Source organism: Nocardioides flavescens (assembly GCF_009823805.1).
In the GTDB taxonomy this organism is placed as follows: domain Bacteria; phylum Actinomycetota; class Actinomycetes; order Propionibacteriales; family Nocardioidaceae; genus Nocardioides; species Nocardioides flavescens.
In genome coordinates, this window is sequence record NZ_WUEK01000004.1 from 17,289 (window position 1) to 43,255 (window position 25,967).

General features: G+C 72.6%; 28 protein-coding genes and 1 riboswitch. Of the genes, 17 read left to right on the plus strand and 11 right to left on the minus strand.

All coding sequences use genetic code 11. The features are described 5' to 3' along the window. Nucleotides 1-99 precede the first annotated feature (99 nt). Nucleotides 100-996 (minus strand): GNAT family N-acetyltransferase, encoded by an 897-nt coding sequence (locus GRQ65_RS22130; protein WP_160876694.1) that lies wholly within the window; start codon nt 994-996, stop codon nt 100-102. Nucleotides 997-1,070: 74 nt separating this feature from the next. Here GRQ65_RS22130 and fdxA point away from each other — a divergent pair, with 74 nt between their 5' ends. Together fdxA and dapC are read left to right on the plus strand one after the other, a co-directional pair. Continuing rightward, the gene (gene fdxA, locus GRQ65_RS07155; protein ID WP_160876696.1) at nt 1,071-1,397 is read left to right on the plus strand and encodes a ferredoxin; all 327 of its coding nucleotides are present in this window, start codon (nt 1,071-1,073) and stop codon (nt 1,395-1,397) included. Continuing rightward, nucleotides 1,397-2,512: a succinyldiaminopimelate transaminase gene (gene dapC / locus GRQ65_RS07160; protein ID WP_160876698.1), complete on the plus strand. Its 1,116-nt coding sequence runs from the start codon at nt 1,397-1,399 to the stop codon at nt 2,510-2,512. Before fdxA ends, dapC begins: the two co-directional genes overlap by 1 nt. A gap of 30 nt (nt 2,513-2,542) precedes the next feature. Here the strand turns inward: dapC and GRQ65_RS07165 are convergent, their stop codons facing one another. Both GRQ65_RS07165 and GRQ65_RS07170 read right to left on the minus strand, forming a co-directional pair. Further along, nucleotides 2,543-2,725: a DUF5999 family protein gene (locus GRQ65_RS07165; protein ID WP_160876700.1), complete on the minus strand. Its 183-nt coding sequence runs from the start codon at nt 2,723-2,725 to the stop codon at nt 2,543-2,545. Nucleotides 2,726-2,886: 161 nt separating this feature from the next. After that, nucleotides 2,887-3,846, minus strand: coding sequence for a VldE C-terminal domain-containing protein (locus GRQ65_RS07170; RefSeq protein ID WP_160876702.1), 960 nt, complete (start codon nt 3,844-3,846; stop codon nt 2,887-2,889). A 139-nt stretch (nt 3,847-3,985) separates the two neighbouring features. Between GRQ65_RS07170 and GRQ65_RS07175 the strand changes: the two genes are divergently transcribed. Together GRQ65_RS07175 and GRQ65_RS07180 are read left to right on the plus strand one after the other, a co-directional pair. Continuing rightward, nucleotides 3,986-5,119 (plus strand): S1C family serine protease, encoded by a 1,134-nt coding sequence (locus tag GRQ65_RS07175; RefSeq protein WP_160876704.1) that lies wholly within the window; start codon nt 3,986-3,988, stop codon nt 5,117-5,119. Nucleotides 5,120-5,123: 4 nt separating this feature from the next. Continuing rightward, on the plus strand, nt 5,124-5,930 hold the full coding sequence (locus GRQ65_RS07180) for a CPBP family intramembrane glutamic endopeptidase (RefSeq protein WP_337191546.1): 807 nt from the start codon (nt 5,124-5,126) through the stop codon (nt 5,928-5,930). 160 nt (nt 5,931-6,090) lie between these two features. Here the strand turns inward: GRQ65_RS07180 and dapD are convergent, their stop codons facing one another. The 3 genes from dapD to GRQ65_RS23890 form a co-directional block, all read right to left on the minus strand. After that, nucleotides 6,091-7,050, minus strand: a complete 960-nt coding sequence (gene dapD, locus GRQ65_RS07185) for a 2,3,4,5-tetrahydropyridine-2,6-dicarboxylate N-succinyltransferase (RefSeq protein ID WP_337191547.1) — start codon at nt 7,048-7,050, stop codon at nt 6,091-6,093. A 109-nt stretch (nt 7,051-7,159) separates the two neighbouring features. Then, entirely contained in the window at nt 7,160-7,645 is a 486-nt protein-coding gene (locus tag GRQ65_RS07190; protein WP_160876708.1) for a DinB family protein, read from the minus strand. A gap of 157 nt (nt 7,646-7,802) precedes the next feature. Beyond that, on the minus strand, nt 7,803-8,465 hold the full coding sequence (locus GRQ65_RS23890) for a PepSY domain-containing protein (protein WP_160876710.1): 663 nt from the start codon (nt 8,463-8,465) through the stop codon (nt 7,803-7,805). Nucleotides 8,466-8,807: 342 nt separating this feature from the next. Here GRQ65_RS23890 and ileS point away from each other — a divergent pair, with 342 nt between their 5' ends. From ileS to dapE, 3 genes are all read left to right on the plus strand, one after another. Then, the gene (gene ileS, locus GRQ65_RS07200; protein ID WP_160876712.1) at nt 8,808-12,017 is read left to right on the plus strand and encodes an isoleucine--tRNA ligase; all 3,210 of its coding nucleotides are present in this window, start codon (nt 8,808-8,810) and stop codon (nt 12,015-12,017) included. Nucleotides 12,018-12,153: 136 nt separating this feature from the next. Next, nucleotides 12,154-12,217: riboswitch (guanidine-III (ykkC-III) riboswitch) on the plus strand. An 11-nt stretch (nt 12,218-12,228) separates the two neighbouring features. Further along, nucleotides 12,229-12,543, plus strand: a complete 315-nt coding sequence (locus GRQ65_RS07205) for a DMT family transporter (protein WP_160876714.1) — start codon at nt 12,229-12,231, stop codon at nt 12,541-12,543. 118 nt (nt 12,544-12,661) lie between these two features. After that, nucleotides 12,662-13,735, plus strand: coding sequence for a succinyl-diaminopimelate desuccinylase (gene dapE, locus GRQ65_RS07210; protein WP_160876716.1), 1,074 nt, complete (start codon nt 12,662-12,664; stop codon nt 13,733-13,735). 22 nt (nt 13,736-13,757) lie between these two features. On the opposite strand, the gene arr is transcribed toward dapE, so the two are convergent. Beyond that, nucleotides 13,758-14,165: an NAD(+)--rifampin ADP-ribosyltransferase gene (arr, locus tag GRQ65_RS07215; RefSeq protein WP_439331852.1), complete on the minus strand. Its 408-nt coding sequence runs from the start codon at nt 14,163-14,165 to the stop codon at nt 13,758-13,760. Between the two features lie 160 nt (nt 14,166-14,325). On the opposite strand from arr, the gene GRQ65_RS23895 reads away from it, so the two are divergent. Genes GRQ65_RS23895 through GRQ65_RS07240 form a run of 5 tightly spaced genes read left to right on the plus strand, consistent with a single transcriptional unit; the run spans nt 14,326 to nt 17,651 of the window. After that, nucleotides 14,326-15,381: an FKBP-type peptidyl-prolyl cis-trans isomerase gene (locus GRQ65_RS23895; protein ID WP_160876718.1), complete on the plus strand. Its 1,056-nt coding sequence runs from the start codon at nt 14,326-14,328 to the stop codon at nt 15,379-15,381. A 36-nt stretch (nt 15,382-15,417) separates the two neighbouring features. Beyond that, nucleotides 15,418-16,143: a TIGR00730 family Rossman fold protein gene (locus tag GRQ65_RS07225; protein WP_160876720.1), complete on the plus strand. Its 726-nt coding sequence runs from the start codon at nt 15,418-15,420 to the stop codon at nt 16,141-16,143. Beyond that, nucleotides 16,143-16,460, plus strand: coding sequence for a DivIVA domain-containing protein (locus tag GRQ65_RS07230; RefSeq protein WP_160877297.1), 318 nt, complete (start codon nt 16,143-16,145; stop codon nt 16,458-16,460). Before GRQ65_RS07225 ends, GRQ65_RS07230 begins: the two co-directional genes overlap by 1 nt. Before the next feature lie 15 nt (nt 16,461-16,475). After that, on the plus strand, nt 16,476-16,898 hold the full coding sequence (locus tag GRQ65_RS07235) for a hypothetical protein (RefSeq protein ID WP_160876722.1): 423 nt from the start codon (nt 16,476-16,478) through the stop codon (nt 16,896-16,898). Next, nucleotides 16,899-17,651, plus strand: a complete 753-nt coding sequence (locus GRQ65_RS07240) for a M14 family zinc carboxypeptidase (RefSeq protein WP_160876724.1) — start codon at nt 16,899-16,901, stop codon at nt 17,649-17,651. Between the two features lie 114 nt (nt 17,652-17,765). Here the strand turns inward: GRQ65_RS07240 and GRQ65_RS07245 are convergent, their stop codons facing one another. Continuing rightward, complete coding sequence (locus tag GRQ65_RS07245) at nt 17,766-18,566, minus strand: enoyl-CoA hydratase/isomerase family protein (protein WP_160876726.1); 801 nt, start codon at nt 18,564-18,566, stop codon at nt 17,766-17,768. A 121-nt stretch (nt 18,567-18,687) separates the two neighbouring features. Here GRQ65_RS07245 and GRQ65_RS07250 point away from each other — a divergent pair, with 121 nt between their 5' ends. Beyond that, entirely contained in the window at nt 18,688-18,855 is a 168-nt protein-coding gene (locus GRQ65_RS07250; RefSeq protein ID WP_160876728.1) for a DUF3117 domain-containing protein, read from the plus strand. A gap of 7 nt (nt 18,856-18,862) precedes the next feature. Beyond that, the gene (locus GRQ65_RS07255; RefSeq protein ID WP_337191548.1) at nt 18,863-20,422 is read left to right on the plus strand and encodes a leucyl aminopeptidase family protein; all 1,560 of its coding nucleotides are present in this window, start codon (nt 18,863-18,865) and stop codon (nt 20,420-20,422) included. Between the two features lie 24 nt (nt 20,423-20,446). Here the strand turns inward: GRQ65_RS07255 and GRQ65_RS07260 are convergent, their stop codons facing one another. Then, nucleotides 20,447-21,085, minus strand: coding sequence for a class I SAM-dependent methyltransferase (locus tag GRQ65_RS07260; RefSeq protein ID WP_160876730.1), 639 nt, complete (start codon nt 21,083-21,085; stop codon nt 20,447-20,449). Between the two features lie 153 nt (nt 21,086-21,238). Between GRQ65_RS07260 and sigE the strand changes: the two genes are divergently transcribed. From sigE to GRQ65_RS07275, 3 genes are all read left to right on the plus strand, one after another. Beyond that, nucleotides 21,239-21,850 (plus strand): RNA polymerase sigma factor SigE, encoded by a 612-nt coding sequence (gene sigE / locus GRQ65_RS07265; RefSeq protein WP_160876732.1) that lies wholly within the window; start codon nt 21,239-21,241, stop codon nt 21,848-21,850. After that, nucleotides 21,847-22,317, plus strand: a complete 471-nt coding sequence (locus GRQ65_RS07270; RefSeq protein ID WP_160876734.1) for a zf-HC2 domain-containing protein — start codon at nt 21,847-21,849, stop codon at nt 22,315-22,317. The genes sigE and GRQ65_RS07270 overlap by 4 nt, the downstream gene beginning before the upstream one ends. Before the next feature lie 66 nt (nt 22,318-22,383). After that, nucleotides 22,384-23,892, plus strand: coding sequence for a trypsin-like peptidase domain-containing protein (locus GRQ65_RS07275; RefSeq protein WP_160876736.1), 1,509 nt, complete (start codon nt 22,384-22,386; stop codon nt 23,890-23,892). Nucleotides 23,893-23,902: 10 nt separating this feature from the next. Here the strand turns inward: GRQ65_RS07275 and GRQ65_RS07280 are convergent, their stop codons facing one another. Continuing rightward, nucleotides 23,903-24,499 carry an HAD family hydrolase gene (locus GRQ65_RS07280; protein WP_337191549.1) on the minus strand — a complete coding sequence of 199 codons (597 nt, stop codon included), beginning with the start codon at nt 24,497-24,499 and terminating at the stop codon, nt 23,903-23,905. A 146-nt stretch (nt 24,500-24,645) separates the two neighbouring features. After that, nucleotides 24,646-25,947 carry a citrate synthase gene (locus GRQ65_RS07285; RefSeq protein WP_160876738.1) on the minus strand — a complete coding sequence of 434 codons (1,302 nt, stop codon included), beginning with the start codon at nt 25,945-25,947 and terminating at the stop codon, nt 24,646-24,648. Between the last annotated feature and the right edge of the window lie 20 nt (nt 25,948-25,967).

Sequence of the window (25,967 nt, forward strand, 5' to 3'; positions counted from 1 at the left end):
AAGTGGTTTCGAGACGGCCGTAGCCGGCCTCCTCAACCACCGATCGGTAGACCACCAGTCGGTGGTTGAGGAAGGACGAAGTCCTGTCTCGAAACCACCTCAGCCCACAGGGGCGAGGTAGCGGTAGCGGTGGTGCTCGACGAACCCCAGCCGGTCGTAGAGCGCCAGGGCGGGCTCGTTGTCGCCGAGCACCTGGAGGTACGCCGTGGTCGCGCCGCGCTCGGCGCCCCACTCGACGAGCGCGGCCATGACCGCGACGCCGAGGCCGCGGCGGCGATGGGCGGGGTCGACCTCGATGCTGCGGAACCCCACCCAGTCGTCGTCGTACGCCGCCACGCCGGTCGCGGCGCCGTCGAGCAGCGTGGCGGTGACCAGCCGGTCGTCGCCCTCGAGCGAGGCGTGCGGCCCGGACGAGCGGGGGAGCCGCCGCTGCACGGCCGCGATCCCGGCCAGCTCGAAGACCGTGTCGGCGTCGTGGCTCTCGAGTCCCCAGCCGTGGGCGCGGAAGAGCGCGTCCTCGGCGGAGTCCGGCAGCACCGCGGCGACCGGTCGCTGGCCGTGACCGGCGTAGAAGTCGACGACGGCGTCGTAGGCCTCCGCGTCGGGCAGGCCGGACGGTCCCGCGGCCAGCACGGAGTTGGCCCGACGGTTGGCCGAGCCGGCGGAGCGGCGCAGCACCCAGTCGCCGAGCGGCTCGGTCTTGAGGTCGGTCCACAGGGCCATCGCGCGGCGCTGCGCCTCGGCGGCCGACACCCGCAGCCGGGTCGAGGCGCGCGGGGGCACGGGCTTGCCGGACACGACGTCGGCCAGCGCGACCCGCACCGGCTCGCCGCCACGGTCGGGCTGCACGACGCACGCGTCGTCCTCCCACGCCAGGCAGGTGCCGAGCAGGTCGGTCAGCGCCGGGCCGCCCGAGGGGCCGGTCTCGCCGCGCACGACGCGGCGTACGACGATCCGAGTGCCCACGACATGCGGACCGAGCGTGTGGGCGGGCACGTTGGGATACTAGGGTTGGTGTCCGCGCCGCTGAGGACCCGCGTGCGCATCCCGAGATCCAGGAGGAACCCTCGATGACCTACGTCATCTCGCAGCCGTGCGTCGACCTCAAGGATCGGGCCTGCGTCGACGAGTGTCCGGTCGACTGCATCTACGAGGGCAAGCGGATGCTCTACATCCACCCCGACGAGTGCGTCGACTGCGGTGCGTGCGAGCCGGTCTGCCCGGTCGAGGCGATCTTCTACGAGGACGACGTCCCCGAGCAGTGGAAGGGCTTCTACGACGCCAACGTGAAGTTCTTCGACGACCTCGGCTCACCCGGCGGTGCCGCCAAGATGGGCGAGATCGACCACGACCACGAGCTCGTCGCCGCGCTGCCCCCGCAGGAGCACGACGAGTAATGCCCCTCGCCGGACGGGAGGGCGTCTCCTCCCGCCTCCCGGACTTCCCCTGGGACAAGCTGACGGCGTACGCCGCGACGGCGCGCTCGCACCCTGACGGCATCGTCGACCTCTCGGTCGGCACGCCGGTCGACCCGACTCCCACGGTCGTCCAGGACGCGTTGCGCACCGCCGCCGACGCCCCGGGCTACCCGGTCACGATCGGACGCGTCGAGACCCGCCAGGCCTGCCTCGACTGGCTGGCCGGCTCGCACGGCGTGACCGGGCTGGGGCTCGACCAGGTGCTGCCGGTCATCGGCTCGAAGGAGCTCATCGGCTCGCTGGCCGTGCACCTGGGGCTGGGGGCGGGCGACCTGGTCGTCTACCCCGAGCTCGCCTACCCGACGTACGAGGTCGGCGCGGCGCTGGCCGGCGCGCGCCACCTGGCCGCCGACTCGCTGACCGCGCTCGGGCCCGAGCGCCCCGCGCTGCTGTGGCTCAACAGCCCGTCGAACCCGACGGGGCGGGTGCTGCCGCCCGAGCACCTGCGCAAGGTGGTCGAGTGGTGCCGCGAGCGCGGCACGCTGCTGGTCTCCGACGAGTGCTACGTCGAGTGCGCGTGGGAGGCCGAGCCGGTCAGCGTCCTGCACCCCTCGATCTGCGGTGACAGCGCCGACGGCATCCTCGTGGTGCACTCGCTGTCGAAGCGGTCCAACCTCGCGGGCTACCGCTGTGCCTTCGTCGCCGGCGACGCCGGCGTGATCGGCGAGCTGCTCGCCGTCCGCAAGAACCTCGGCCTGCAGATGCCCGAGCCGCAGCAGGTCGCCATGGTCGCCGCGCTGCGCGACACCGAGCACGCGCGCGAGCAGCACGCCCGCTACGCCGCCCGCCGGACGGTGCTGCGCGAGGCGCTCGAGGGGGCGGGATTCCAGATCGACCACTCCGAGGCGTCGCTCTACCTCTGGTCGACCGCGGGGGAGGACTGCTGGACGACGGTCGCGCGGCTCGCCGAGGTCGGCATCCTCGTCGCCCCGGGCGAGTTCTACGGCGCCGGCGGGCGCCAGCACGTGCGGGTGGCCTTCACCGCCACCGACAAGCGGGTCGCCGCGGCGGCCGAGCGGCTCGCCTCACTCTGACGTCGCTGGCTCCCGGCGGCTCATGTCGGCTCAGGACGCCGCGGCGAGCACCAGCTCGTCGTGACCGTCCGGCGTGAGGTAGTGCCCGTCGTCGAACAGGATGATCCCGTTGCACAGGCGGGTCCAGCCCTGCTCGCTGTGGTCGGCGACGACGTGCGCGCGGTAGGCGTCCGACGTGCGTACGTCGGGACAGGCGGGGGTGTGGTGGCACATGGCTCGTTTCCCTTCCGTGGGTCGAGCCCCCGAGCGGCTCGTGAGTGATCCGGATCTCATTGCACGCCCTCGGAGCGCGCGGTGTCCGCGGGTTGCGTCCAACTCCCCGCCAAACCGACCGAACGGACGATTCCCCGGTCCGGATCGCCGGCCTCGGCGCGTCAGGGAGCGACGTCGACGTGCACGTGGTCGCGGTGCTCCAGGATCGCCCGGTCCCCGGGGCGGTCGGGCGCCTGGTAGTCGCGCCACCCCTGCCCGGACCGGACGCCGGCGGTCCAGATCCGCCCGTCGAAGATCACGGTGCGCACGCCCCACCGCTCGGCCTGGCTCACGGCGTACGCCGCGATCGCCCAGCCGCGCGTCTTGTTGACGGCGTTGACCGGGCGCACGAAGACGTCGACCGCGCGGCCCTCGTAGTGCGCCGAGCCGGGGATGTGGCCGGTCGAGACCCCACCGGGGGCGAAGCCGCCCTGGGGCTGGTCGGGGAAGAGCTCGGCCAGCTCGGTGCGCACCCGGTCGGCGCGCTCGGTGAGCCCGGAGGGCTCGAGCCGGGCCGAGGTCTCGGGCCAGTCGCCCCCGACACGGCACGAGAACGACGCCTTCGAGTTGCCGGTCAGCGCCGAGGCCAGCACTCGGGCGTCGGCCTCGTGGTCGGCGTAGGCGTCGGGGTAGGCCGAGCGCTGCACGAGCTGGGCGGCGACGGTGATCTCGAGCTGGCGGTAGTCCGCGACCTCGGCGAGCTCGTCGTAGAACGCGTTGGTGGCGTAGGTCGGGTCCTGCACCTGCTCCGGCGTGCCCCAGCCCTGGGAGGGCCGCTGCTGGAACAGCCCGAGCGAGTCGCGGTCGCCGTGGTCGAGGTTGCGCAGGTCGCTCTCCTGGTACGCCGTGGCGAGGGCGATCGACGCCGCCCGGGCGGGCATCCCGCGCTGCACGGCGATGGCGGTGATGAGGCCGGCGTTCTGCGCCTGCTCGGGGTCCAGGACCACTGTGCGACCCTCGACGGTCGCCTCGCACTGGTCGGAGGCCAGGAACGGGACCACGCCGCCCCCGAGGCCGCTGCGCACCACCCACCAGCCGACGGCGCCGAGCAGCGTGAGCACGACCAGGCCTGTCAGGCCCACTGTCGCACCACGCCTCTGCACGTGCCCCCTCACCACAGGCCCAGTGTCCGGACCGGTCCAAGCCAACGCTCAGCAACCCTTTCGCACCGCCCTACCCGGCTCTCACAGCAGACTCAGGGAACAGGCACAGCCTGAGGTCATGAACGAGTCCACCTCCTCGGACCGACCGCAGCGCCGGCCCGTCCGCATGACCATCGTCGCCGCGGTCGCCCTGGGAGCAGGGCTGATCGGCGGTGGCGCCGCAGCCACGGCCGCCGTCTCGCTCGAGGGCACCACCTCGGCGGACGGCCCGGTCTCCACCCACGTGACGCCCGTCCAGGCCGCGTCCACCTCCAGCGGCGCGACGGACACCGAGGCCGTCGCCAAGGCCGTCACCCCCAGCGTCGTGCTGCTCAAGGTCCAGGGCCCGCAGGGCGCCGACGAGGGCAGCGGCGTGGTGCTGACCTCGGACGGTCGCATCCTCACCAACAACCACGTCGTCGAGGCGGCGGCCGGCGAGGGCGGCGCGCCCGCCGGCAAGATCCAGGTCGTCACGAGCGACGGCACGACGTACGACGCCTCGATCGTCGGCCGCGACCCGGTCACCGACCTGGCGGTCGTCCAGGCGCAGGGCGCCAGCGGACTGACCCCGGCCTCGATCGGCGACTCCTCCTCGCTCGTCGTCGGCCAGCCGGTCGTCGCGATCGGCGCGCCGCTCGGCCTGCAGGGCACCGTCACCACCGGCATCGTGAGCGCCCTGAACCGGCCGGTCGCCGCCAGCGGCGAGGACGGTCAGACCTCCGTCACCGACGCGATCCAGACCGACGCCGCGGTCAACCCTGGCAACTCCGGTGGCCCGCTCGTCGACGCCCAGGGCCAGGTCGTCGGCATCACCTCCTCCATCGCCAGCCTCGGCGCGTCGGAGGGAGCACAGTCCGGCTCGATCGGTCTCGGGTTCGCGATCCCGATCGACGAGGCGATGCGCGTGGCCGGCGACATCGCCGACGGGACCCCGGTCGCTCACGCTCAGCTGGGGGTGAGCGTGAGCGACTCGGCCGACCCGGCCGGCGCCAAGATCGGCGACGTCGACCCGACGTCGGCGGCCGCCAAGGCCGGACTGCAGTCCGGCGACGTCGTCACCAAGGTCGGCGACCAGCCGGTCGACAGCGCCGACGGGCTCGTCGCGGCCATCCGCACCCAGGCCCCCGGCACCAAGGTCCAGCTGACCTGGGTGCGTGCCGGTCAGACCCAGACCGTCGACGTGGTCCTCGGCACCGACCAGACCACCACGTGACCCCGTGAAGGCGCTCGTCGAGCGCCCGGAGTCTCAGGGGAGGCCCCAGGAGCAGCGCCCCGCCCGGGCGCTGCTCCTGGCCGAGGTGGTGATCCTGCTCGCCCTCTCGCTGGGACGCTCCGGCGTCTACGCCGTGGTCAGCCTGGTCGCGGCCGCCACGGCCCCGGGCCCGCTGTCCTCCCACGCGGCCACGCTCAACGGCAGCCTCGCGCCCGACCGGCCGTGGCTCGACCTCACGCTGCAACTGCTCTCGATCGGCTTCGCCGTCGTGCCGGTCGCGCTGGCGGCGTACTTCCTGGTCCGCTCGGGCGATGGCGTGCGTCGTACCTGGCTGGGCGGGCGGTTCCGCGGGAGCGACGTGCTGCGCGGGGCGGCGCTGGCCGCGGGCGTCGGGGCCGTCGGGCTGGCGTTCTACCTGGTCACCCACGCCCTCGGCGTCGACCTCACCGTGGTGCCCGAGTCGCTGCCCGAGGTCTGGTGGAAGGTGCCGGTGCTGGTGCTCTCCGCGCTCGAGAACGCCGTGCTCGAGGAGTGCGTCGTCATCGGCTTCGTGCTGGTGCGGCTGCGCCAGCTCGGTCTGCGCGACGGCACCGCCATCGGTGTCGCGGCCGTGGTGCGGGGCAGCTACCACCTCTACCAGGGGTTCGGCGGCTTCGTCGGCAACCTCGTGATGGGGCTGCTCTTCGGCTGGCTCTACCGCCGCTGGGGCCGCGTCACCCCGTTGGTCGTGACGCACACCCTGCTCGACGTCGGCGCCTTCGTCGGTTACGCCGTCCTCGCCGGCCACGTGGGCTGGCTCCCCACCGCCTGAGCCGACCCGGCTCTTCGTGCACGTCGTACGGCGCCGACCCGGCTCTTCGTGCACGTCGTACGGCGCCGACCCGGCTCTTCGTGCACGCGACGAGCCGGGTCAGCGTGCACGAAGAGACGGCTCGGCGTTCTCAGGTGTGCACGAAGAGACGGGTCGGCGATCAGTTGGCGTGGAGGGCGGCGTTGAGGGCGACGCCGTCGCTCTTCCACGGCACGGCCTCGATCGCGCCGGAGACGGAGTTGCGGCGGAAGAGGACGTGGTCGGCGCCGGACAGGGTGAGCGCCTTGACGACCTTGGGCTTGCCCTCGACGTCGAGGACGGTGACCTTGGTGCCGGCGGTGACGTAGCAGCCGGCCTCGACGACGCAGTCGTCACCGAGCGAGATGCCGATGCCGGCGTTGGCGCCGATGAGGCAGCGCTCGCCGACCGAGATCACCTGGGTGCCGCCGCCCGAGAGCGTGCCCATGATGGAGGCGCCGCCGCCGACGTCGGAGCCGTCGCCCACGACCACGCCGGCCGAGATGCGGCCCTCGACCATGGAGGCGCCGAGGGTGCCGGCGTTGAAGTTCACGAACCCCTCGTGCATGACCGTCGTGCCCTCGGCCAGGTGGGCGCCGAGGCGCACCCGGTCGGCGTCGGCGATGCGCACGCCGCTCGGCAGCACGTAGTCGACCATGCGGGGGAACTTGTCGACGCCGTAGACCGCGACCTGGTGGCCGCTGGCCATGAGCCGGCCGCGGGTCTCCTCGAAGCCCGCGACGGCGCAGGGGCCGGCGGAGGTCCACACGACGTTGGTGAGGAGGCCGAAGATGCCGTCCATCGCGATCGTGCGGGGGGCGACCAGGCGGTGGCTGAGCAGGTGCAGGCGCAGCCAGGCGTCCTCGGTCGAGGCGGGTGCCGTCTGCAGGTCGTCGACGACGACGGTGCGGACCTCGCGAGTGACGCGGCGGGTCTCGTCGGTGCCGGCCAGCTCGGAGAGGTACGCCGGGGCGGAGCCGCCGTCGGCCTCGCCCAGCGCCGGCGCCGGGAACCACGCGTCGAGCACGGCGCCGCTGGCGTCGTCGGTGGTCAGGAGGCCGTGGCCCCAGGCTGGTCCCGTGCTGGCTGCTGTCTCGCTCACGCCCCGAGGATAGGGCGCGCGACAGGCGTCGGTGCTCGCCGCCATGATCGGTGGATGGTCCTGGAGCTCACCTCGGCTTGGCCCCGACGTGATGCGGGTCGGGTGAGGGCTACTCGCCGGTCTGGCCGTCGATCGCCTCCCGGAGCAGGTCGAGGTGACCGCAGTGCCGCGCGTACTCCTGGAGCACCTGGAGCAGCACGTCGCGGATGGTGCTGACCGGCTCCTCGGGAGGACCGATCTGCACGTCGAGCGCTTCGGCGGGCAGCTCGTCGAGGAGGGCGTCCGCGCGGGCGCAGGCATCGCGCCAGGTCGCGAACGCCTCGTCGACGCACTCCTGCGTGCCGACGGCACCGTCGAACTGGGCGTCCCAGTCGCCGTCGACCACGAACAGCTGCGGCTCGTCGCTGCGCTGCAGCACTCGGACGAACCAGTGGTGCTCCAGCTGGGCGAGGTGACGCACCAGCCCCAGCGGGCTCAGCGTGCTCGGCGGGGCCGAGCGCTGCGCCAGCTGCTCCGGGTCGAGCCCGGCGGTCTTGCGCTCCACGGTCTCGCGGAAGCGCCCGATCCAGCGGCGGGTGCCGTCCAGTTCGCTCATGTGCTGGTTCTACCCCTCAGCACCGACAGCGCGCGAGGGCGCCGGGGTCAGGGTGGACATTTCCCCGGCCACCCAGCGATGGGTGCACCTGGGGGCCGACATTTCGCCCCCCAGGTGCACCTTTCCCCGGTCAACCGGGGAAATGTCCGACCAGGCCTCAGTCGTCGTTCTCGGTGCCGGTGACCTCGCCGGACTGGGCGTCGACGCGGACGGTGGTCTCGGTGCCGGTGTCCTCGCCGTACTGCACCTCCCAGGTGGCGGTGCCGTTGTCCTCATCGAGCTCGAGGCCCGTGGGCTCCCCGGTGCCGCCGGCGGAGGAGGCGGCCTGGGCGGCGGCCTCGTAGTCGACGGGTACGTCGAGCAGGCGCTGGCGCTCCTCGAGGTCGCGGTCGGCGTCGTCGCCGTCGTCGGTGTCCTCGACCGGGTCGCCCTCGACCGAGGCGCCGTCGGCGGAGACGCGGACGTCGTACTCCGTGCCGTCGGCGTCGACGACGGAGACCTCCCAGCTGCCGGAGTCGTCGCGGTCGACGGCGAACACGGTGCTGCCGTCGACGGCGCCCTGGCCGGTGGCGGCCGCGGTGAGCGCGGAGACCCCGGTGCTCGGGGCCACCGTGTCGACGGGTGAGGAGGTGTCGGCCGACGGAGCGGTCACACCGTCGTCGGAGGAGTCGGTGGACGCCGAGCTCGGAGCCGAGGTCGTGGCGGGCGCGGAGACGGCGCCGTCGTCGGAGTCGTCGTCGCTGCCGCAGGCGACCAGGGCCAGGGCCAGGGGTGCGGACACGGCGGCGACGGCGAGGCGGGTGCGGAGCGGGCGGTTCACGGGGATCGGATCTCCTCGGATCGGTGGGGGTGGTGCATCGTCGAGACCACGGTCCCCGCACCCACGACAAAGCAGCGCGAAGCCGACCTCAAGAAGTGGTTAACGTCCGCAGCCCGGGTCGCCGTAGGCTGGAGCCACAGGCGTTCGAGCCGTCATCAGCGGCGAGCCCCGGGAAGAAAGCCTCGGCAAGTAGACCCCGGCGGGTAGGCCCGTCACAGCCGTGAACGAAGCGGTCCCGTTCCGGCGGGGCAAGCGAGGTGGTACCGCGGCAGCCCTGTCGTCCTCGTGCAGACGCACAGCACACGAGCGACACGAGAACGACGACAGCAGGAGCGAGCACCCGTGACGTACCCCAAGACCGGCGACGGTCCCGTCCCCTCCAACCCGCGCTTCCCCGACGTCGAGGAGCGGGTGCTGGCCTACTGGGCCGCCGACGGCACGTTCCAGGCGAGCATCGACGCGCGTGACGCGGGCGAGAACGGCGCCAACGAGTTCGTCTTCTACGACGGCCCGCCGTTCGCCAACGGCCTGCCGCACTACGGCCACCTGCTCACCGGCTACGTCAAGGACATCGTCCCGCGCTACCAGACCATGCGCGGGCGCAAGGTCGAGCGCCGCTTCGGCTGGGACACCCACGGCCTGCCCGCCGAGCTCGAGGCGATGCGCCTCAACGGCATCAAGACCACCGACGAGATCCTCGAGCTGGGCATCGAGAAGTTCAACGACGCCTGCCGCGCCTCGGTCATGAAGTACACCGGCGAGTGGCGCGACTACGTCACCCGCCAGGCGCGCTGGGTCGACTTCGACCACGACTACCGCACCATGAACGCCGACTACATGGAGTCGGTCATCTGGGCGTTCAAGCAGCTCTACGACAAGGGCTGGGTCTACGAGGGCTTCCGCGTGCTGCCCTACTGCTGGAACGACGAGACCCCGCTGTCCAACCACGAGCTGCGGATGGACGACGACGTCTACCAGAACCGCCAGGACCCGGCGGTCACCGTCGGCCTGCGGCTGACCAGCGGCCCCGCCGAGGGCGCGCTCGCGCTGGTGTGGACGACGACGCCGTGGACCCTGCCCAGCAACCTCGCGATCATGGTCGGCTCCGACATCGACTACGTCGTCGTCGATGCGCCCGTCCCGGGACGTGAGGAGACCGCGCGCTACGTCATCGCCGAGGCCCGGCTCTCGGCGTACGCCCGCGAGCTCGCGGCCGACGGTGAGCCGCAGGTCGTCGCCCGGTTCAAGGGCTCCGAGCTGGTCGACAGCACCTACGTGCCGCCGTTCTCCTACTACCTCGGCCGCGAGCGCGCCTTCCGCGTCGTGGCCGCCGACGAGGCCGTCACCACCGACAGCGGTGTCGGGCTCGTCCACACCGCCGGCGCGTTCGGTGAGGTCGACAAGGAGGTGACCGACCGCGAGGGCATCGAGGCGGTCATGCCGGTCGGCAAGGACGGCCGGTTCACCGCGCCGGTCGAGGAGTACGCCGGGATGCTGGTCTTCGACGCCAACCCGCACGTCATCGACCACCTGCGCGCCGCCACCCGCGGCAAGGCCGGCGAGGCGGTCGGCTCGGTCACCCCGGGCACGGTGCTGCTGCGCCGCGAGACCTACGACCACAGTTACCCGCACTGCTGGCGCTGCCGCGAGCCCCTGATCTACAAAGGCGTCTCGTCGTGGTTCGTCGAGGTGACGGCGTTCAAGCAGCGGATGAGCGAGCTCAACCAGGAGATCACCTGGGTGCCCGAGCACATCCGCGACGGCCAGTTCGGCAAGTGGCTCGAGAACGCCCGCGACTGGTCGATCACCCGCAACCGGTTCTGGGGCTCCCCGGTGCCGGTGTGGCAGAGCGACGACCCGGCGTACCCCCGCACCGACGTCTACGGCTCCTTCGAGGAGATGGAGCGCGACTTCGGCGACCTGCCGCGCGACCGTGACGGCCACCCCGACCTGCACCGGCCGTTCGTCGACGAGCTGACCCGGCCCAACCCCGACGACCCCACCGGGAAGTCGACGATGCGCCGCGTCGCGGACGTGCTCGACGTGTGGTTCGACTCCGGGTCGATGTCGTTCGCCCAGAACCACGTGCCGTTCGACAACGCGGAGTGGTTCCAGCACCACTTCCCGGCCGACTTCATCGTCGAGTACATCGGCCAGACCCGCGGCTGGTTCTACACCCTGCACATCCTGGCGACGGCGATCTTCGACCGGCCGGCGTTCGAGGCGTGCATCAGCCACGGCATCGTGCTCGGCTCCGACGGCAACAAGATGAGCAAGTCGCTGCGCAACTACCCCGACGTGAGCGAGGTCTTCGACCGCGACGGGGCCGACGCGATGCGCTGGTTCCTCATGGCCAGCCCGATCCTGCGCGGCGGCAACCTCGTCGTCACCGAGCAGGGCATCCGCGACGCCGTGCGCGTGGTGATGATCCCGCTGTGGAACAGCTGGTACTTCTTCCAGCTCTACGCCAACGCCTCCGGCCACGACGCGCAGTGGCGCACCGACTCGACGCACGTGCTCGACCGCTACCTGCTCTCCAAGTGCCGGGAGTACGTCGAGCGGCTCACCGCCGAGCTCGACTCCTACGCCATCGCCGACGCGTGCGAGACGACGCGCGGCTTCCTCGACGTGCTCACGAACTGGTACATCCGCCGCTCGCGCGACCGGTTCTGGGAGGGCGACGCCGACGCGTTCGACACCCTCTACACCGTGCTCGAGGTGGTGTGCCGGGTCAACGCGCCGCTGCTGCCGCTGACCACCGAGGAGGTCTGGCGCGGGCTCACCGGCGGGCGCTCGGTGCACCTCGCCGACTGGCCGCTGCCCGACGACCTCGCCTCCGACGAGGCCGCGCTGGTCGGCATGGACGCCGCCCGCGAGGTCTGCTCCGTCGTCTCGGCGCTGCGCAAGGCCCGCTCGCTGCGCAACCGGCTGCCGCTCGCCACCCTCACCGTGGTCGTCGACGACCCGAGCGTCTTCGGCGTCTCCGACGACACGATCCGCGACGAGGTCAACGTCAAGCAGGTGCGCTACCTCTCCGCGGAGGACCCCGAGGCGGCGGCGTACGGCGTCTCGCAGAAGCTCACCGTCAACGCCCGCGCCGCCGGTCCACGGCTCGGCAAGGACGTGCAGCAGGCGATCAAGGGCTCCAAGTCCGGCGACTGGTCCGTCTCGGAGTCCGGCGAGGTCGTCTCGGGCGGTCTGGCCCTGGTCGAGGGGGAGTACACCCTCGAGACCGTCGCCGGCTCCGCCGACGAGTCCAGCGCGGTCGGCGTGCTGCCCTCGGGCGGCTTCGTCGTGCTCGACACCGAGGTCACGCCCGAGCTCGCCGAGGAGGGGTTGGCCCGCGACATCGTGCGCGCGGTGCAGCAGGCCCGTCGCGACGCCGGCCTCGACGTCTCCGACCGGATCGCGCTCACCGTCGCCGGCTCCGCCGAGGTGCAGGCCGCCGCCCGCGCCCACGAGGAGATGGTCGCTCGCGAGACCCTCGCGACGTCGTACGACGTGGTGGCGGGCGCCGACGGCGAGCCGCAGGTGAGCGTGGCCAAGGCCTGACCTGCTCCACCACCGCTGGTTGAGGAAGGCCGCTAGGCCTGTCTCGAAACCACTCGTCCGAGACGTGGTTTCGAGACGGTTGCTGCGCAACCTCCTCAACCAGCGGTCGACTGCGCGAGATGTGAGACCCTGGACCCACGGACCGCATAGCGGCCGCCGGACGAGGGAGCCGTACCCGGACAGCGACAAGACGGCCTCGCAGGAGGTCGTCATGGCATGGGTCGTGCTGGTCGTGTCGGGAGTGCTCGAGGCCGTCTGGGCCGTGGCGCTCGGCCGCTCGGAGGGGTTCTCGCGGCTGGTGCCGTCACTGGTGTTCGCGGGCGGGCTCGCGCTGAGCATGGCGGGGCTGGCCTACGCGATGCGGACCCTGCCCGTCGGCACGTCGTACGCCGTGTGGGTGGGCATCGGGGCTGCGCTCACCGTCGCCCACGGGATGGCCACGGGCGAGGAGGCGGTCAGCCTGGTGAAGGTGCTGCTCATCCTCGGGCTGATCGGGTGCGTCGTCGGGCTCAAGCTCGCGCACTGAGGCCGCGAGTGATTTCGAGACGGCCGTAGCCGGCCTCCTCAACCACCGGCACCGGTGGTCGAGGAAGGACGAAGTCCTGTCTCGAGACCACTCTCGCCGGACTGGTTGACTGGAGCCCGTGCCCGAGAACGCCGCTCCGCTCGACCTGACCGCCACCGCCACGGACCTGACCGTCCAGCTCGTCGACATCGAGTCGGTGAGCCGTGGGGAGCAGGCCATCGCCGACGCGGTGCAGTCGGCGCTCGAGCCGCTGGCGCACCTGACGGTCAGCCGGCACGGCAACACCGTCGTGGCGCGCACCGACCTCGGTCGCGGCGAGCGGGTCGTGATCGCGGGTCACCTCGACACGGTGCCGCTCAACGACAACCTCCCGGCCCGCCGCGACGGCGACCTCATCCACGGGCTCGGGACGTGCGACATGAAGGGTGGCGACGCGGTCATCCTGCGCCTGGCCGCGACCGTGCCCGAGCCGGTGCGCGACGTGACCTACGTGCTCTACGAGGCCGAGGAGATCGACTCGGAGTTCAACGGCCTCAACCTGCTCAGCCAGAGCCACCCGGAGCTGCTCGCCGGCGACTTCGCGATCCTGATGGAGCCGTCCAACGCCGCCGTCGAGGCGGGCTGCCAGGGCACGCTGCGCGTCGACGTGCGCACGACGGGGGAGCGGTCGCACTCCGCGCGCAGCTGGCGCGGGGTCAACGCGATCCACGGCGCCGCCGAGGTGCTGGCGCGGCTCAACGCCTACGAGGCACGGCGGCCGGTGATCGACGGGCTGGAGTACCACGAGGGCCTCAACGCGGTGTTCATCCGCGGCGGCGTCGCCGGCAACGTCATCCCCGACGAGTGCGTCGTCGAGGTCAACTTCCGCTTCGCGCCCGACCGCAGCGAGGACGAGGCGGCGGCGTACGTGCGGGAGTTCTTCGACGGCTTCGACGTCCGGGTCACCGACAGCGCGCCCGGGGCCCTGCCGGGCCTCGACCGGCCCGCGGCCAAGGCGTTCGTCGAGGCGGTCGGCGGCGAGGTGGCGCCGAAGTTCGGCTGGACCGACGTCGCCCGGTTCACCGCCCTCGGCATCCCGGCGGTCAACTACGGCCCCGGTGACCCGATGCTCGCGCACAAGCAGGAGGAGTTCGTGCCCGTCGAGCACATCGAGCGCTGCGAGCGGCAGCTGCGGACCTGGCTCACGTCCTAGGTGTACGGGGCTCGGGCGCGGCTCAGTCGTAGATGACGTCGCGGCCCTCGGCCCGCAGCCGCACCAGCCCGTCGAGCATCGTCTGCACGGCCTCGGGCGGGTGCTGCTCCCAGTCGTCGAGCTCGCTGACCACCCGCAGCGGCTCGCGGGTGCGGTAGGACCGCGTCGGGTTGCCCGGGAACCGCTTGTCGGTGACGTTGGGGTCGTCCTCGAACGGGCCCGCCGGTTCCACGACGTAGATGTGACCCGGCCCCGGCACGCCGCTCAGCGCGCACGCGAGCTGGGCGCCCCAGGCGGCCGTCGGCACCAGCGTCGTGAAGTAGACGTGGTGCAGCACCCGACCGGCCTGGAAGTGCGTGGCGTGGCCGGTGACCAGCTCGTCGCCGACCGCGAGCTCCGCGCGTGTCCCGTGCAGGAACGGTCCCCGCACGTGGTCGCAGCGCTCGTAGGAGACCGGGTAGGGGTCCTGCTCCTCGGGCGTGGCGACGTTCACCTCTGAGCTCACCCCTGCATGGTGCCGCACAGGTCGCCCTCAGGGACGGCGGCTAGCGTGGCGGGGCCCGACGTCCTCCACCAGAGAGTCCCTCCCCGTGCGCGCAAGGTTCCGCCGTCCCGCCGCCGCTGCCATCGGCGCGGCGCTGCTCATCCCGTCCCTCGTCGCCTGCGGCGACAGCTCGGACGGTGACGAGACCTCGTCGCAGGCCTCCGAGTCGTCGTCGGCCTCGGAGTCCGCCTCGGAGTCCGCCTCGGAGTCCGCCTCCGCGTCCGCCTCCGGCGACGCCGCCCCCGAGGGCGAGCTCGACGAGGTCAGCTTCTCCGGCGATGTCGGCGACAGCCTCGACGCCACCTGGAACGCCGAGGTGCCGACCCCCGACTCGACCACCGTCACGACCCTGGTCAAGGGCGACGGCGACGCGGTCGGCGAGGGCGACACCGTCAGCGTCTACCTCTGGCTCGGCAACGGCACCAAGAAGTCCGAGGCCTTCAGCGACTACACCAACGGCGCGCCCGAGTCGCTGCCCAACGACGGCTCGCTCGGCGACGTCTTCACTCAGCTCTTCCAGGGCCAGACCTACGGCTCGCGCGTCGTCGCCGTGACGACTCCGGCCGAGCTCTTCGGGCCCAACGCCGACAGCAACCAGCTCGGCGTCGACTCCACCGACAGCCTCGTCGTCGTCGCCGACATCGTGAGCAAGGTCGAGGAGGCCCCCACTCCGACCAGCGACACCGCCGAGGACGCCCCGGCCGACTCCCAGCCGAAGGTCGTCGAGACGGACGGCAAGCCCACCGGTCTCGACTTCAGCGGCATCGACGAGCCCGCCCTCGACACCCCCGTCCAGCGGGTCGTCCTCAAGGAGGGCGACGGCGCTGCGGTGAAGGCCTCCGACACCGTGACCGTCAACTACCTCGGCGCGACGTACGACGCCGACCAGCCGTTCGACGAGAGCTACAGCGGCCAGCCGCTGACCTCCGCGCTCAGCGGTCTGATCCAGGGCTGGTCCATCGGCCTCGAGGGCGTCAAGGTCGGCAGCCGCGTGCTGCTCCAGATCCCGCCGGCCTACGGCTACGGCACCCAGGGCAGCGGCGACTCGATCCCGGGCAACTCCACGCTCTGGTTCGTCATCGACGTCGTCAGCGTGGGCTGAGGCCGTCCGGCCCCACCGGGCTGGCAGGCTAGGCGCGTGCGCAGCAAGTTCAAGGGACCGGTGATCCAGCGTCGCCACCAGGTCGACGGCTCCACCACCGACCAGCGGCTGCTCGACAGCCGCGGGCCGACCGACTGGGTGCACACGGATCCTTGGCGCGTGCTGCGCATCCAGGCGGAGTTCGTCGAGGGGTTCGGCGCGCTGGCCGAGCTCGGACCCGCGATCGCGGTGTTCGGCTCGGCGCGCACGCCGGCCGACCACCCGACGTACGCCGTCGCCGAGCAGCTGGGCGCCAAGCTGGTCGCGGCCGGGTTCGCGGTCATCACCGGTGGTGGGCCCGGGGCGATGGAGGCGGCCAACAAGGGCGCGAGCGAGGCCGGCGGGATGAGCGTCGGGCTCGGCATCGAGCTGCCCTTCGAGTCCGGCCTCAACGACTGGGCCGACATCGGCATCAACTTCCGCTACTTCTTCGCCCGCAAGACGATGTTCGTGAAGTACTCCCAGGGCTACGTCGTGATGCCCGGCGGCCTCGGCACGCTCGACGAGCTGTTCGAGGCGCTGACCCTGGTGCAGACGCAGAAGGTCACTCGGTTCCCGATCGCGCTGATCGGCGTCGACTACTGGTCGGGGCTGATCGGCTGGCTGCGCGACACGGCGCTCGCGGACGGCAAGATCTCGCAGGCCGACCTCGACATGATGGTCGTGACCGACGACGTCGACGAGGCGGTCGCGCTGATGACCGCCGCTCGGGACGACGCGTGATGACCTGGTTCTTCGCCGTGCTCGTCGTGCTCGTCATGGGCGGGGTCGCCGCGGTCGCCGCGGGACGCGGTGCGCCGATGAGCGAGGAGCACGACGACCGTCCCGACGCGCTCGTGCCCGCCGACGGTCCGCTGCGGGCCGCCGACCTGCGCCGGGTGCGGTTCCCGCTGGCGCTGCGCGGCTACCGCATGTCCGAGGTGGACGCACTGCTCGACCGGCTCGCGAGCCAGCTCGATGGTGCGACGTCGGCGCCGACGTCCGAGCCGGTGCCCGAGCCGTCGCCCGAGCCGTCACGTGGCGACGGCCACGTCGAGTAAGGCACACTGCGGCCCGTGTCAGAGCCCGTCGTCGTCTACGTCCTCACCGCGCTCGCGGCCGTGGTCGTGGTGCTGACGCGGCTGCGGCTGCGCGGCGGACAGGGCGCCGGACGCGTGTTCGTCGGCAAGCGGCTCCTCGACGTCCACACCGGAGCCGGGGTGCTCGCGCTGGTGGTGTGGGTGGTGTTCCTGGTCGCCCCCGACAAGAGCCTGCTCGGCGGTGCCGCGGCGGGGGTCGTCGGCCTGGCGCTGTGGCTGGTGGTCACCATCGCCGGTCTGCTCATGCTCGTGCGCTGGCTCCCGAGCCGCGGTCGCCACTCGACCGGCGGTGCAGGCGACCGCTGGTCCGAGGGTCCGGGGCTGTCGGTGCTCGCGCACGTCGGCATGCTCGCCGCCTTCGTCGTGTTCGTGGTGGCCTACGTGAGCGGTGGCATCTGAGTGCGACGGCTCTGGGTGGGCCTCGCCGTCGCGCTGCTGCTGTGGGCGCCCGTCGCCCCGGCGGCCCGGGCCGGTGCCGCCGGCCCGAACCCGAACGTCCTCGAGAAGCGCGTCCTGGGTGAGTCCGTCCGCGGCCGCCCCCTGACGGCCTGGCACCTCGCCGACCGCGACCCCGGCCGGCGTACGCCGACCGTCGTGCTGGTCTCGACGATGCACGGCAACGAGCCGGCGACGCGCCGGATCCTCCACTCCCTGCGCGACGGGGGAGCGATCCGCGGGGTGGACCTGTGGGTGCTGCCCGTCGTCAACCCCGACGGCCTCGCCAACGGTCAGCGCCGCAACGCGCACGGCGTCGACCTCAACCGCAACTTCCCCTACGACTGGGTCGACCTCGACGGCAACTACGAGTCGGGCCCGCGCCCCGGCTCCGAGCCCGAGACGCAGGCGGTCATGCGGTTCCTGCGCCAGGTCGACCCCGACTACGTCCTGAGCTTCCACCAGCCCCTGCACGGCGTCGACGTGGCCGTCGAGCGCCCGGCGTTCGCCCGTCACGTGGCGCGCACGCTCGGCCTGCCGACGACGAACCTGGACTGCGGCGGGCTCTGCCACGGCACGATGACGCAGTGGTTCAACCACCACTTCGACGGCTTCGCCCTCACCGTGGAGTACGGCGCGCGCCCTCCGCAGCGGCTCATGGCTGTCACCGCCCCGCGCCAGGTGCTGCGCGTCTTCGGCGCGGCCGCCGGGCGCTGAGGCCCTGGACGTTTCCCCGGCTGGCCGGGGAAAGGTGCACCTGGGGGGCGGAATTCTGACCCCCAGGCGCACTCATCCCCGGCTGACCGGGGAAACGCCCCGGGGCCGTTGCCCTCAGCGACCCTCGAACACCGGGCGCTGCTTGGCCAGGAACGCGTCGACCGCGGCGCGGTGGTCGGCGGTGGCGCCGGTGCGGTCCATCATCGTCTCCTCGAAGGCCAGGGAGTCCTCGAGGTCGTGGGCCGCGGCGTAGGCCACCGAGCGCCGGATGGAGGCGTAGGCGACGGTCGGGCCGGCCGCGAGCCGGGCGGCGAGCTCGCCGACGACGCCGTCGAGCTCGGCGGCGGGCACGACCCGCGAGGCGAGGCCGAGCTCGAGCGCCTCCTCGGCGCCCACGGTGCGGGGGAAGTAGAGGAGGTCGAGCGCCCGCGCCGGGCCGACGAGGCGCTGCAGGGTCCAGGACGACCCGGTGTCGCAGGAGAGCGCGACGTTGGCGAAGGCGAGGTTGAACCCCGCCGTGTCGGCCAGCACCCGCACGTCGCAGGCGAAGGCCAGCGAGGCGCCCGCGCCCGCGGCGACGCCGTTCACGGCGGCGATGACCGGCTTCTCCATCGCCGCCAGCGCTGCGACGGTCGGGTTGTAGTGGCGCGCGACGGTGGTGAAGAGCTCCTCGCTCGAGCCGCTCTGCAGCAGCTCGACGTGCTCCTTGAGGTCCTGGCCGGTGCAGAACGCCCGGCCGGTGCCGGTCAGCACGACGCAGCGCGCCGCGGGGTCCTCGGCGGCCTCCCGCACGGTGTCGCGCAGCAGCTCCTTGGTGGCGAGGTCGAGGCTGTTCATCGCCTCCGGCCGGTCGAGCCGGATGGTCGCCACACCCTCGGTGAGGTCGTAGACGACGGGGCTCGAGGAGTCGCTCATGGAGGCAGTGTGCCTTGCACCACGCGGGATGGGGGATAATGGACCCGCGCCGTACGGCGTCCGCTCGGGTGATCCGGCCCGAGCGCTGCGAGCAGGTCGCGAGCGAAAGGCAGAGTGACGCATGGCGGCGATGAAGCCCCGGACCGGTGACGGTCCGCTGGAGGTCACCAAGGAAGGTCGCGGCATCGTGATGCGCGTGCCTCTCGAGGGCGGTGGCCGCCTCGTGGTGGAGCTGAACGCCGAGGAGGCGGGTGCGCTCGGCAGTGCCCTCAACGACGTCGTCGGCTGACGGGTCCGTGCCTCCCACGCTGCCCACCCAGGTCTCCCCGCCCGAGTTCGCCGTCACGGCGGGGCTGCCGCACTCGCTCGTCGGTGTCGACGTCGTCGCGATCCCGGTCCTGCCGGGTGACGGCCCCGACGCCACCGACGGCGACGCCGTCGTCCTCGGACCCGGCGCGGCCGAGCTCGGAGAGGTGCTCGACGTCGACCTGGTCGGCGTGCTCGAGGCCGAGCGGGCGACCGGCAAGGCGGGCGAGGTCACGCGGTTGCCGGTGCCGCTCGGGGCGCCCGACAACGCCGAGCTGCGGCTCGTGCTGCTGGTCGGCGTCGGAGCTGGCGACCGCACGTCACTGCGTCGCGCCGCTGCCGCCGTGGCCCGGGCCGCCCGGGACCGTCAGGCGGTCGCGACGACCCTGGCCGCGCTGGATCCAGAGGTGGCGATCGAGCCGGTCGTGACCGGCGCGGTGCTCGGCTCCTTCGGCTTCGCCTGGCGCTCGCGCCCGGCCGAGCACCGCCCCGTCACCCGGGTCGTGCTCGCCGGGCTCACCGACGCCGACCGGCCGGCCGTCGACCGGGCCGTCGAGGTGGCCGGCGCGAGCTGGCGGGCCCGCACCCTGGCCTGGGTGCCGTCCAACCTCAAGAACCCGCCCTGGCTCGCTGAGACGGCGCTCGACCTCGCCCGCGAGGCCGGTCTCGAGGCGACCGTCTGGGACGAGCAGCGGCTCGCCGCCGACGGCTTCGGCGGCATCATCGGCATCGGGCAGGCCTCGGCCACCCCGCCGCGGCTGATCCGCCTCGACTACACCCCGCGCAAGGCCGGCCGGCGCACGCCCACCGTCGTGCTCGTCGGCAAGGGCATCACCTTCGACACCGGCGGGCTGTCCATCAAGCCCGGCGAGGCGATGACGACCATGAAGCGGGACATGACCGGCGGCGCCGTCGTGCTCTCGACCATGGCCGCGCTCGCCGCCGTCGACTGCCCCGTCAAGGTCGTCGGCCTCGTGCCGGCCGCCGAGAACGCCGTCTCGGGCAACTCGCTGCGACCGGGCGACGTGGTCACCCACTACGGCGGGCGCACCACCGAGGTCACCAACACCGACGCCGAGGGGCGGGTCGTGCTCGCCGACGCGATGGCGTACGCCGTCGCGCAGCTCGAGCCGGCCGCGCTCGTCGACGTCGCGACGCTGACCGGCGGCATCAAGGTCGCGCTCGGTCAGCAGGTCGGCGGGCTGTTCGCCGACGACGACGCCCTCGCTGCCTCTCTCCTCGCCTCCGGCGAGCGGGCCGGTGAGCCGCTGTGGCGCTTCCCGCTGGCCTCGGCCTACGAGGACAAGCTCGCGTCCAAGGTCGCCGACGCGGACAACGCCCCCGGCGGGCCGCCGGCGATCGTCGCCGCGCTGTTCCTGCAGCACTTCACCGGCGGCGTGCCGTGGGCCCACCTCGACATCGCCTCGACGGGCGACGCCCCCGAGGACTCCTTCGAGTGGACCAAGGGCCCGACCGGCTTCGGCGTGCGGCTGCTGCTCGACTGGCTCGGCCAGCGCGACCCGCTGGCCGGCGTACGCACCCGGGCCTGAGCGGCTGAGCCTCGGAGGGAGCGCTCAACTCTCCTTCTTGGCCATCAGCAGGCCGTCGCCGACGGGCAGCAGGAGCGGCACGAGCCCCTCGTGCTCCTCGACCTCGCGCAGCAGGTCGCGGATCGCGAGGGTCTCCTCGTCGCGCACCGACGCGTCGGCGACCCGGTCGTGCCACAGCACGTTGTCGATCGCGACGACCCCGCCGGGGCGCAGCAGCCGCAGCGCCTCGCGCAGGTAGGCGGAGTACTCCGTCTTCTCGCCGTCGAGGAACACCACGTCGTAGTGGCCGTCGGTGAGGCGGGGGAGGACGTCGAGCGCGGCGCCGGCGATGGTGCGCGCCCGCTGGTTGGCGATGCCGGCCTCGGTGAACGTCTCGCGCGCCAGCCGCTGGTGCTCGGTCTCGATGTCGACCGTGGTGAGCACGCCGTCGCTGCGCATGCCGCGCAGCAGCCAGAGCCCGGAGACGCCGGTGCCGGTGCCGACCTCGACCACCGCGCGGGCCTCGAGCACGGCCGCGAGGAACTGCAGGGCCGCCCCGCCGCCGGGGCCGATGGGGACGACCCCCACCTCCGTCGCGCGCTCGCGGGCGTGGCGCAGGACGTCGTCCTCGGCCACGTAGGCGTCGGCGTAGGACCAGCTGGCGGCACTGATCGGTTCGGTCACCCGGTGAAAGTACCGTGGCCGGCCCGCCCGGACGCGGCGACCCGACCGGCGGCGCGGGAACCGATCCGGCCTCCGCAGCGTTCTCCCACTCACAGGGTCCTCTCAGACGCACCCCCTAGCGTCAGGACCCCGAGCCCGAGGAGAGCCTCACCCATGGACGACCGTCCGGCAGGCAGTGCGTCAGCAGTGGTCCCCACCTGGGACGAGATCGTCGACCAGCACTCCGCTCGCGTCTTCCGCCTCGCCTACCGCCTGACCGGCAACCGCCACGACGCCGAGGACCTCACCCAGGAGGTCTTCGTCCGGGTCTTCCGCTCGCTGTCGACGTACACCCCCGGCACCTTCGAGGGCTGGCTGCACCGCATCACCACCAACCTCTTCCTCGACCAGGCCCGCCGCAAGCAGCGCATCCGCTTCGACGGCCTCACCGACGACCGCACCGAGCGGCTCACCTCCGACGCGCCGACCCCCGACGCGGCGTACGCCGACCAGCGCTTCGACGACGACGTGGAGCGCGCCCTGGCCACGCTGCCGCCCGACTTCCGCGCCGCCGTCGTGCTGTGCGACGTCGAGGGACTGTCCTACGAGGAGATCGCCGAGATCCTCGGCGCCAAGCTCGGCACCGTCCGCTCGCGCATCCACCGCGGCCGCACCCTGCTGCGCAGCGCCCTGGCCCACCGCGCGCCGGCCTCGGGTCGCGCCCGCTACTCCGGCCCCGAGGCCACCCCCGCCTCGGTGACCTCCCGGGCGGGGGAGCGCTCGTGATCGGCCACCTCGGACAGCGCGTCAGCGCCCTGCTCGACGGGCAGCTCTCCGCCGAGGAGACCGAGCGCGCCTGGGCGCACGTGCACGCCTGCCACCAGTGCCGCGACCTCGTCGAGCACGAGGGGTGGGTCAAGACCCGCCTCGCCGGTCTGTCGTTCGCGACGACCGACCCGGCCGGCGACCTGGCCGGTCACCTCAAAGGCGCCCTGGCCGGGATGGCGGCCGCCGGTCCGAGCCTGCCCGCGGGCGACGCCTACCTCGTCGACCACGCCCACCGGCCCCGCCGGCTCGGGCTCGTCGCCCTCGGCGGTGGTGCCGCCGGTGCGGCCGTCATGGGCGTGCTCGCGCTCGGTGCGGCTCCCGCCGACGCGCCGACCCTCGACCGGCGTGCGCCCGTCGCCACGGTCGGGCAGACCTCGCCGCTGGGCTTCAGCCCGGCGAGCCGGCGTACGGCCCCGCAGCCCTGAATCTGCTGGGTGCCTGCTGGGTGCCTGCTGCGTGTGCGATGACCGCGCCTCGGGAACAATGACAAGGTGAGCGACACGTCCGACGGCCGCGGCGATCAGTACGGCGAGCAGTACGGCGAGCAGTACGGCGAGCGGCGGGCCGAGCCCACCGAGCCGACGCAGCCGATCCAGCCGATGGGGCCGCGTCCGTCCTGGACACCGCCAGGGGTCCAGCACCCCGACCAGCCGCAGGCCGTGAGCGAGCCCCCCGCACCCGAGCCGGTCGCCCCTCAGCCGGTCGCGCCGCAGACGCCGCAGCCTGCGCCCGTCGACCTCGGGACCTTCGGTCCCCCGAGCGGCCCGCCGATCGGCGCGCCGGCAGGCGCCGAGCCCGGTGCACAGTCGAGCAGCCCGTTCGGGCCCGACGGCCCGCTCTTCACCCGCCCGATGCCCGTCGGCCCGCCCGCGTGGTCGCCGTCCGGCGCCCGCCCGACCCGGGCGCGGCCCAGTGGCTGGGTCTGGCCCGCTGTCGCCGTCCTCGCGCTCGTGCTCGGTCTCGGCGGCGGCGTCGCCGGCAGCGCGATCTACGACCAGTCGCGCAGCTCCGGCGGACGCAGCGGGGGCCTGACCACCGACACCACCCGCTCGGCGCCGCCGATCCGCGAGGGCTCCGCGTCGGTCGCCGCGGTCGCTCAGGAGCTGCTCCCGAGCACGGTGCAGATCTCCGCCGAGTACGACGGCGAGGCCGGCGGGGCGACGGGCTCCGGGTTCGTCCTCGACACCGAGGGTCACGTCGTCACCAACAACCACGTCGTGCAGCAGGCGGCCGAGGACGACGGCCCCATCCAGATCGTCGACCAGGACGGCAACCGCTACGACGCGGAGGTCGTCGGCCGCAGCCCGGTCTACGACCTGGCCGTCCTCTACTCCGAGCAGGCCCGCGACCTGCGTCCCGCCGCCCTGGGGGAGTCGCAGGCACTGCGCGTCGGCGACGACGTCGTCGCGATCGGCTCCCCGCTGGGGCTCTCCTCGACCGTCACCGCGGGCATCGTGAGTGCCCTCAACCGACCGGTGACGACCGGCGACTCGGCCAGCGAGTCGTCCTACATCAACGCCGTGCAGACCGACGCCGCGATTAACCCCGGCAACTCCGGAGGCCCGCTGGTCAACCTCGCGGGGCAGGTCGTCGGCGTGAACTCCGCCATCGCCACCACCGGCGGCGGTCTCGGCGGCGGTGAGTCGGGCAACATCGGCGTCGGGTTCGCGATCCCGATCGAGCAGGTCAAGGTGACCGCCGACCAGATCCTGCGCACCGGTGAGGCGCGCTACCCCGTCATCGGAGCCCAGGTGCAGACCGGCGAGACCGGGGGAGACGGGGCCGAGATCGAGGAGGTCAACAGCGGCAGCCCGGCTGCGGCGGCGGGCCTCGAGGCCGGCGACGTCGTCGTCGGGGTCGACGGTGACCGCGTCACCGACGGGATCGCGCTCATCGTCTCGATCCGCACCCACCAGCCGGGGGAGACGGTGGAGTTCACCGTCCTGCGCGACGGCGACGAGCAGACCTTCCAGGTCGAGCTCGGCTCCGAGGTGGGCTGACCTCGCACCGTCAGACGGGCAGGCCGCGCTTCCGCAGCTCAGAGCGGACCTGCACAGCGTCGCGGAACACCACGCCCTGCAGCCCGGCCGCGACGGCCGCCTCGACGTTGTCGGCGCGGTCGTCGACGAACACCAGCGCCGACGCCGGGAGCCCGGTCCGCGCGACCGTGAGGTCGAAGATGCGCGGGTCCGGCTTGGCGAGACCCTCGCGCCCGGAGACCACGACGTCCTCGAGCTCGGCGAGCACGGCGTACCGCTCGGGGGCGTGGGGGTAGAGCTCGGCCGACCAGTTGGTCAGCCCCCACTGCGGCACGCCGGCCGCCCGCAGGTCGCGCACGAGGTCGGCGCTGCCGGGGACCTCGCCGACCAGCGAGTCGACGAAGTGACGGTGGTACGCCGCCGCGTGGTCGCGCCAGTGCGGGTGGCTCTCGGCCACCGCCGCGAGCGCGTCGGCCCAGGTGCCGCCGGCGTCCTGGACGTGGTTCCACGCCATGAAGTCGAAGTCGTCGGCGGCGAGGAACCGCGCCGCCTCGTCCTCGCCGACCCCCGTGGCGACCGCCCGCCCCGGCTGCCAGTCGATGAGGACGTTGCCGAGGTCCCAGACCACGCCCCGGGGTGTGGCCGGACCCGCCGCCAGTTTCACCGGGTACCCGGTGAAACTGGAACTCCCCGCACGAAGTTTCGTGCGGGGAGCGTGAGTTCCACCGGGTACCCGGTGAAACTCCCAGACAACGGTCTCAACCCAGGACGGTCTCAGGCCCAGCGCTCGGAGGCGGGGACGAAGTCGAGGGTGCGGTCGCCCGTGTAGATCTGCTTGGGGCGGGCGATCTTCTGCTCCTTGTCCTGGACCAGCTCGAGCCACTGGGCCAGCCAGCCCGGGGTGCGGCCGATCGCGAACAGGACGGTGAACATCTCCGGCGGGAACTGGAAGGCCTCGTAGATCAGGCCGGAGTAGAAGTCGACGTTGGGGTAGAGCTTGCGCTTGACGAAGTACTCGTCCTCGAGCGCGATCTTCTCCAGCTCCAGCGCGATGTCGAGCAGCGGGTTGGTGCCGGTGACCTCGAAGACGTCCTCGGCGGACTTCTTGATGATCTTGGCCCGCGGGTCGTAGTTCTTGTAGACGCGGTGGCCGAAGCCCATCAGGCGCTCGTTGCCGTCCTTCACGCCCTTGATGAAGTCGGGGATGTTCTCCTTCGACCCGATCCGCTTCAGCATGCGCAGCACGGCCTCGTTGGCGCCGCCGTGCAGCGGGCCGAAGAGCGCGCCGACGCCGGCGGCGACCGCGGAGTAGGGGTCGACCTGGGTCGAGCCCACGCTGCGCACGGCGTTGGTCGAGGCGTTCTGCTCGTGGTCGGCGTGCAGGATGAACAGCACGTCGAGGGCCTTGACCAGGCGCTCGTCGGCGTCGAACTTCTGCTCGCTCATCTTGAACAGCATCGAGAGGAAGTTGGCGGTGTAGGACAGCTCGTTGTCGGGGTAGACCCACGGCTTGCCCTGCGCGTGGCGGAAGGACCAGGCGCCCAGCGTCGGCATCTTGGCGATCATGCGGACGATCTGCATGTGCCGGTTCTCGGAGTCGGAGATGTTGCGTGCGTCGGGGTAGAACGTCGACAGGGCCCCGACCGACGCCATCAGCATCCCCATGGGGTGCGCGTCGTAGCGGAAGCCCTGCATGAACTCCTTGACGTTCTCGTGCACGAACGTGTGGAAGGTGATCTCGTGCACCCAGGCGTCGTACTCCGCCTTGGTCGGCAGCGCGCCGTGCACCAGCAGGTACGCCACCTCGAGGAAGTTCGACTTCTCCGCCAGCTGCTCGATCGGGTAGCCGCGGTACTCGAGGATGCCCTTGTCGCCGTCGATGTAGGTGACGGCACTGCGGCACGAGGCGGTGTTGACGAAGCCGGGGTCGTAGACGGCGAGGCCGGGTGCGTCGTCACCCGCCTTGATCTGACCGAGGTCCGCGGCCTTGATCGTGCCGTCGGTGATGGGTACGTCGTACTCCTTGCCGGTCCGGTTGTCCCGGACGGTCAGGGTCTCTGCTGACTGCTGGGTCACGCTCCCAACCTAGACGGCTA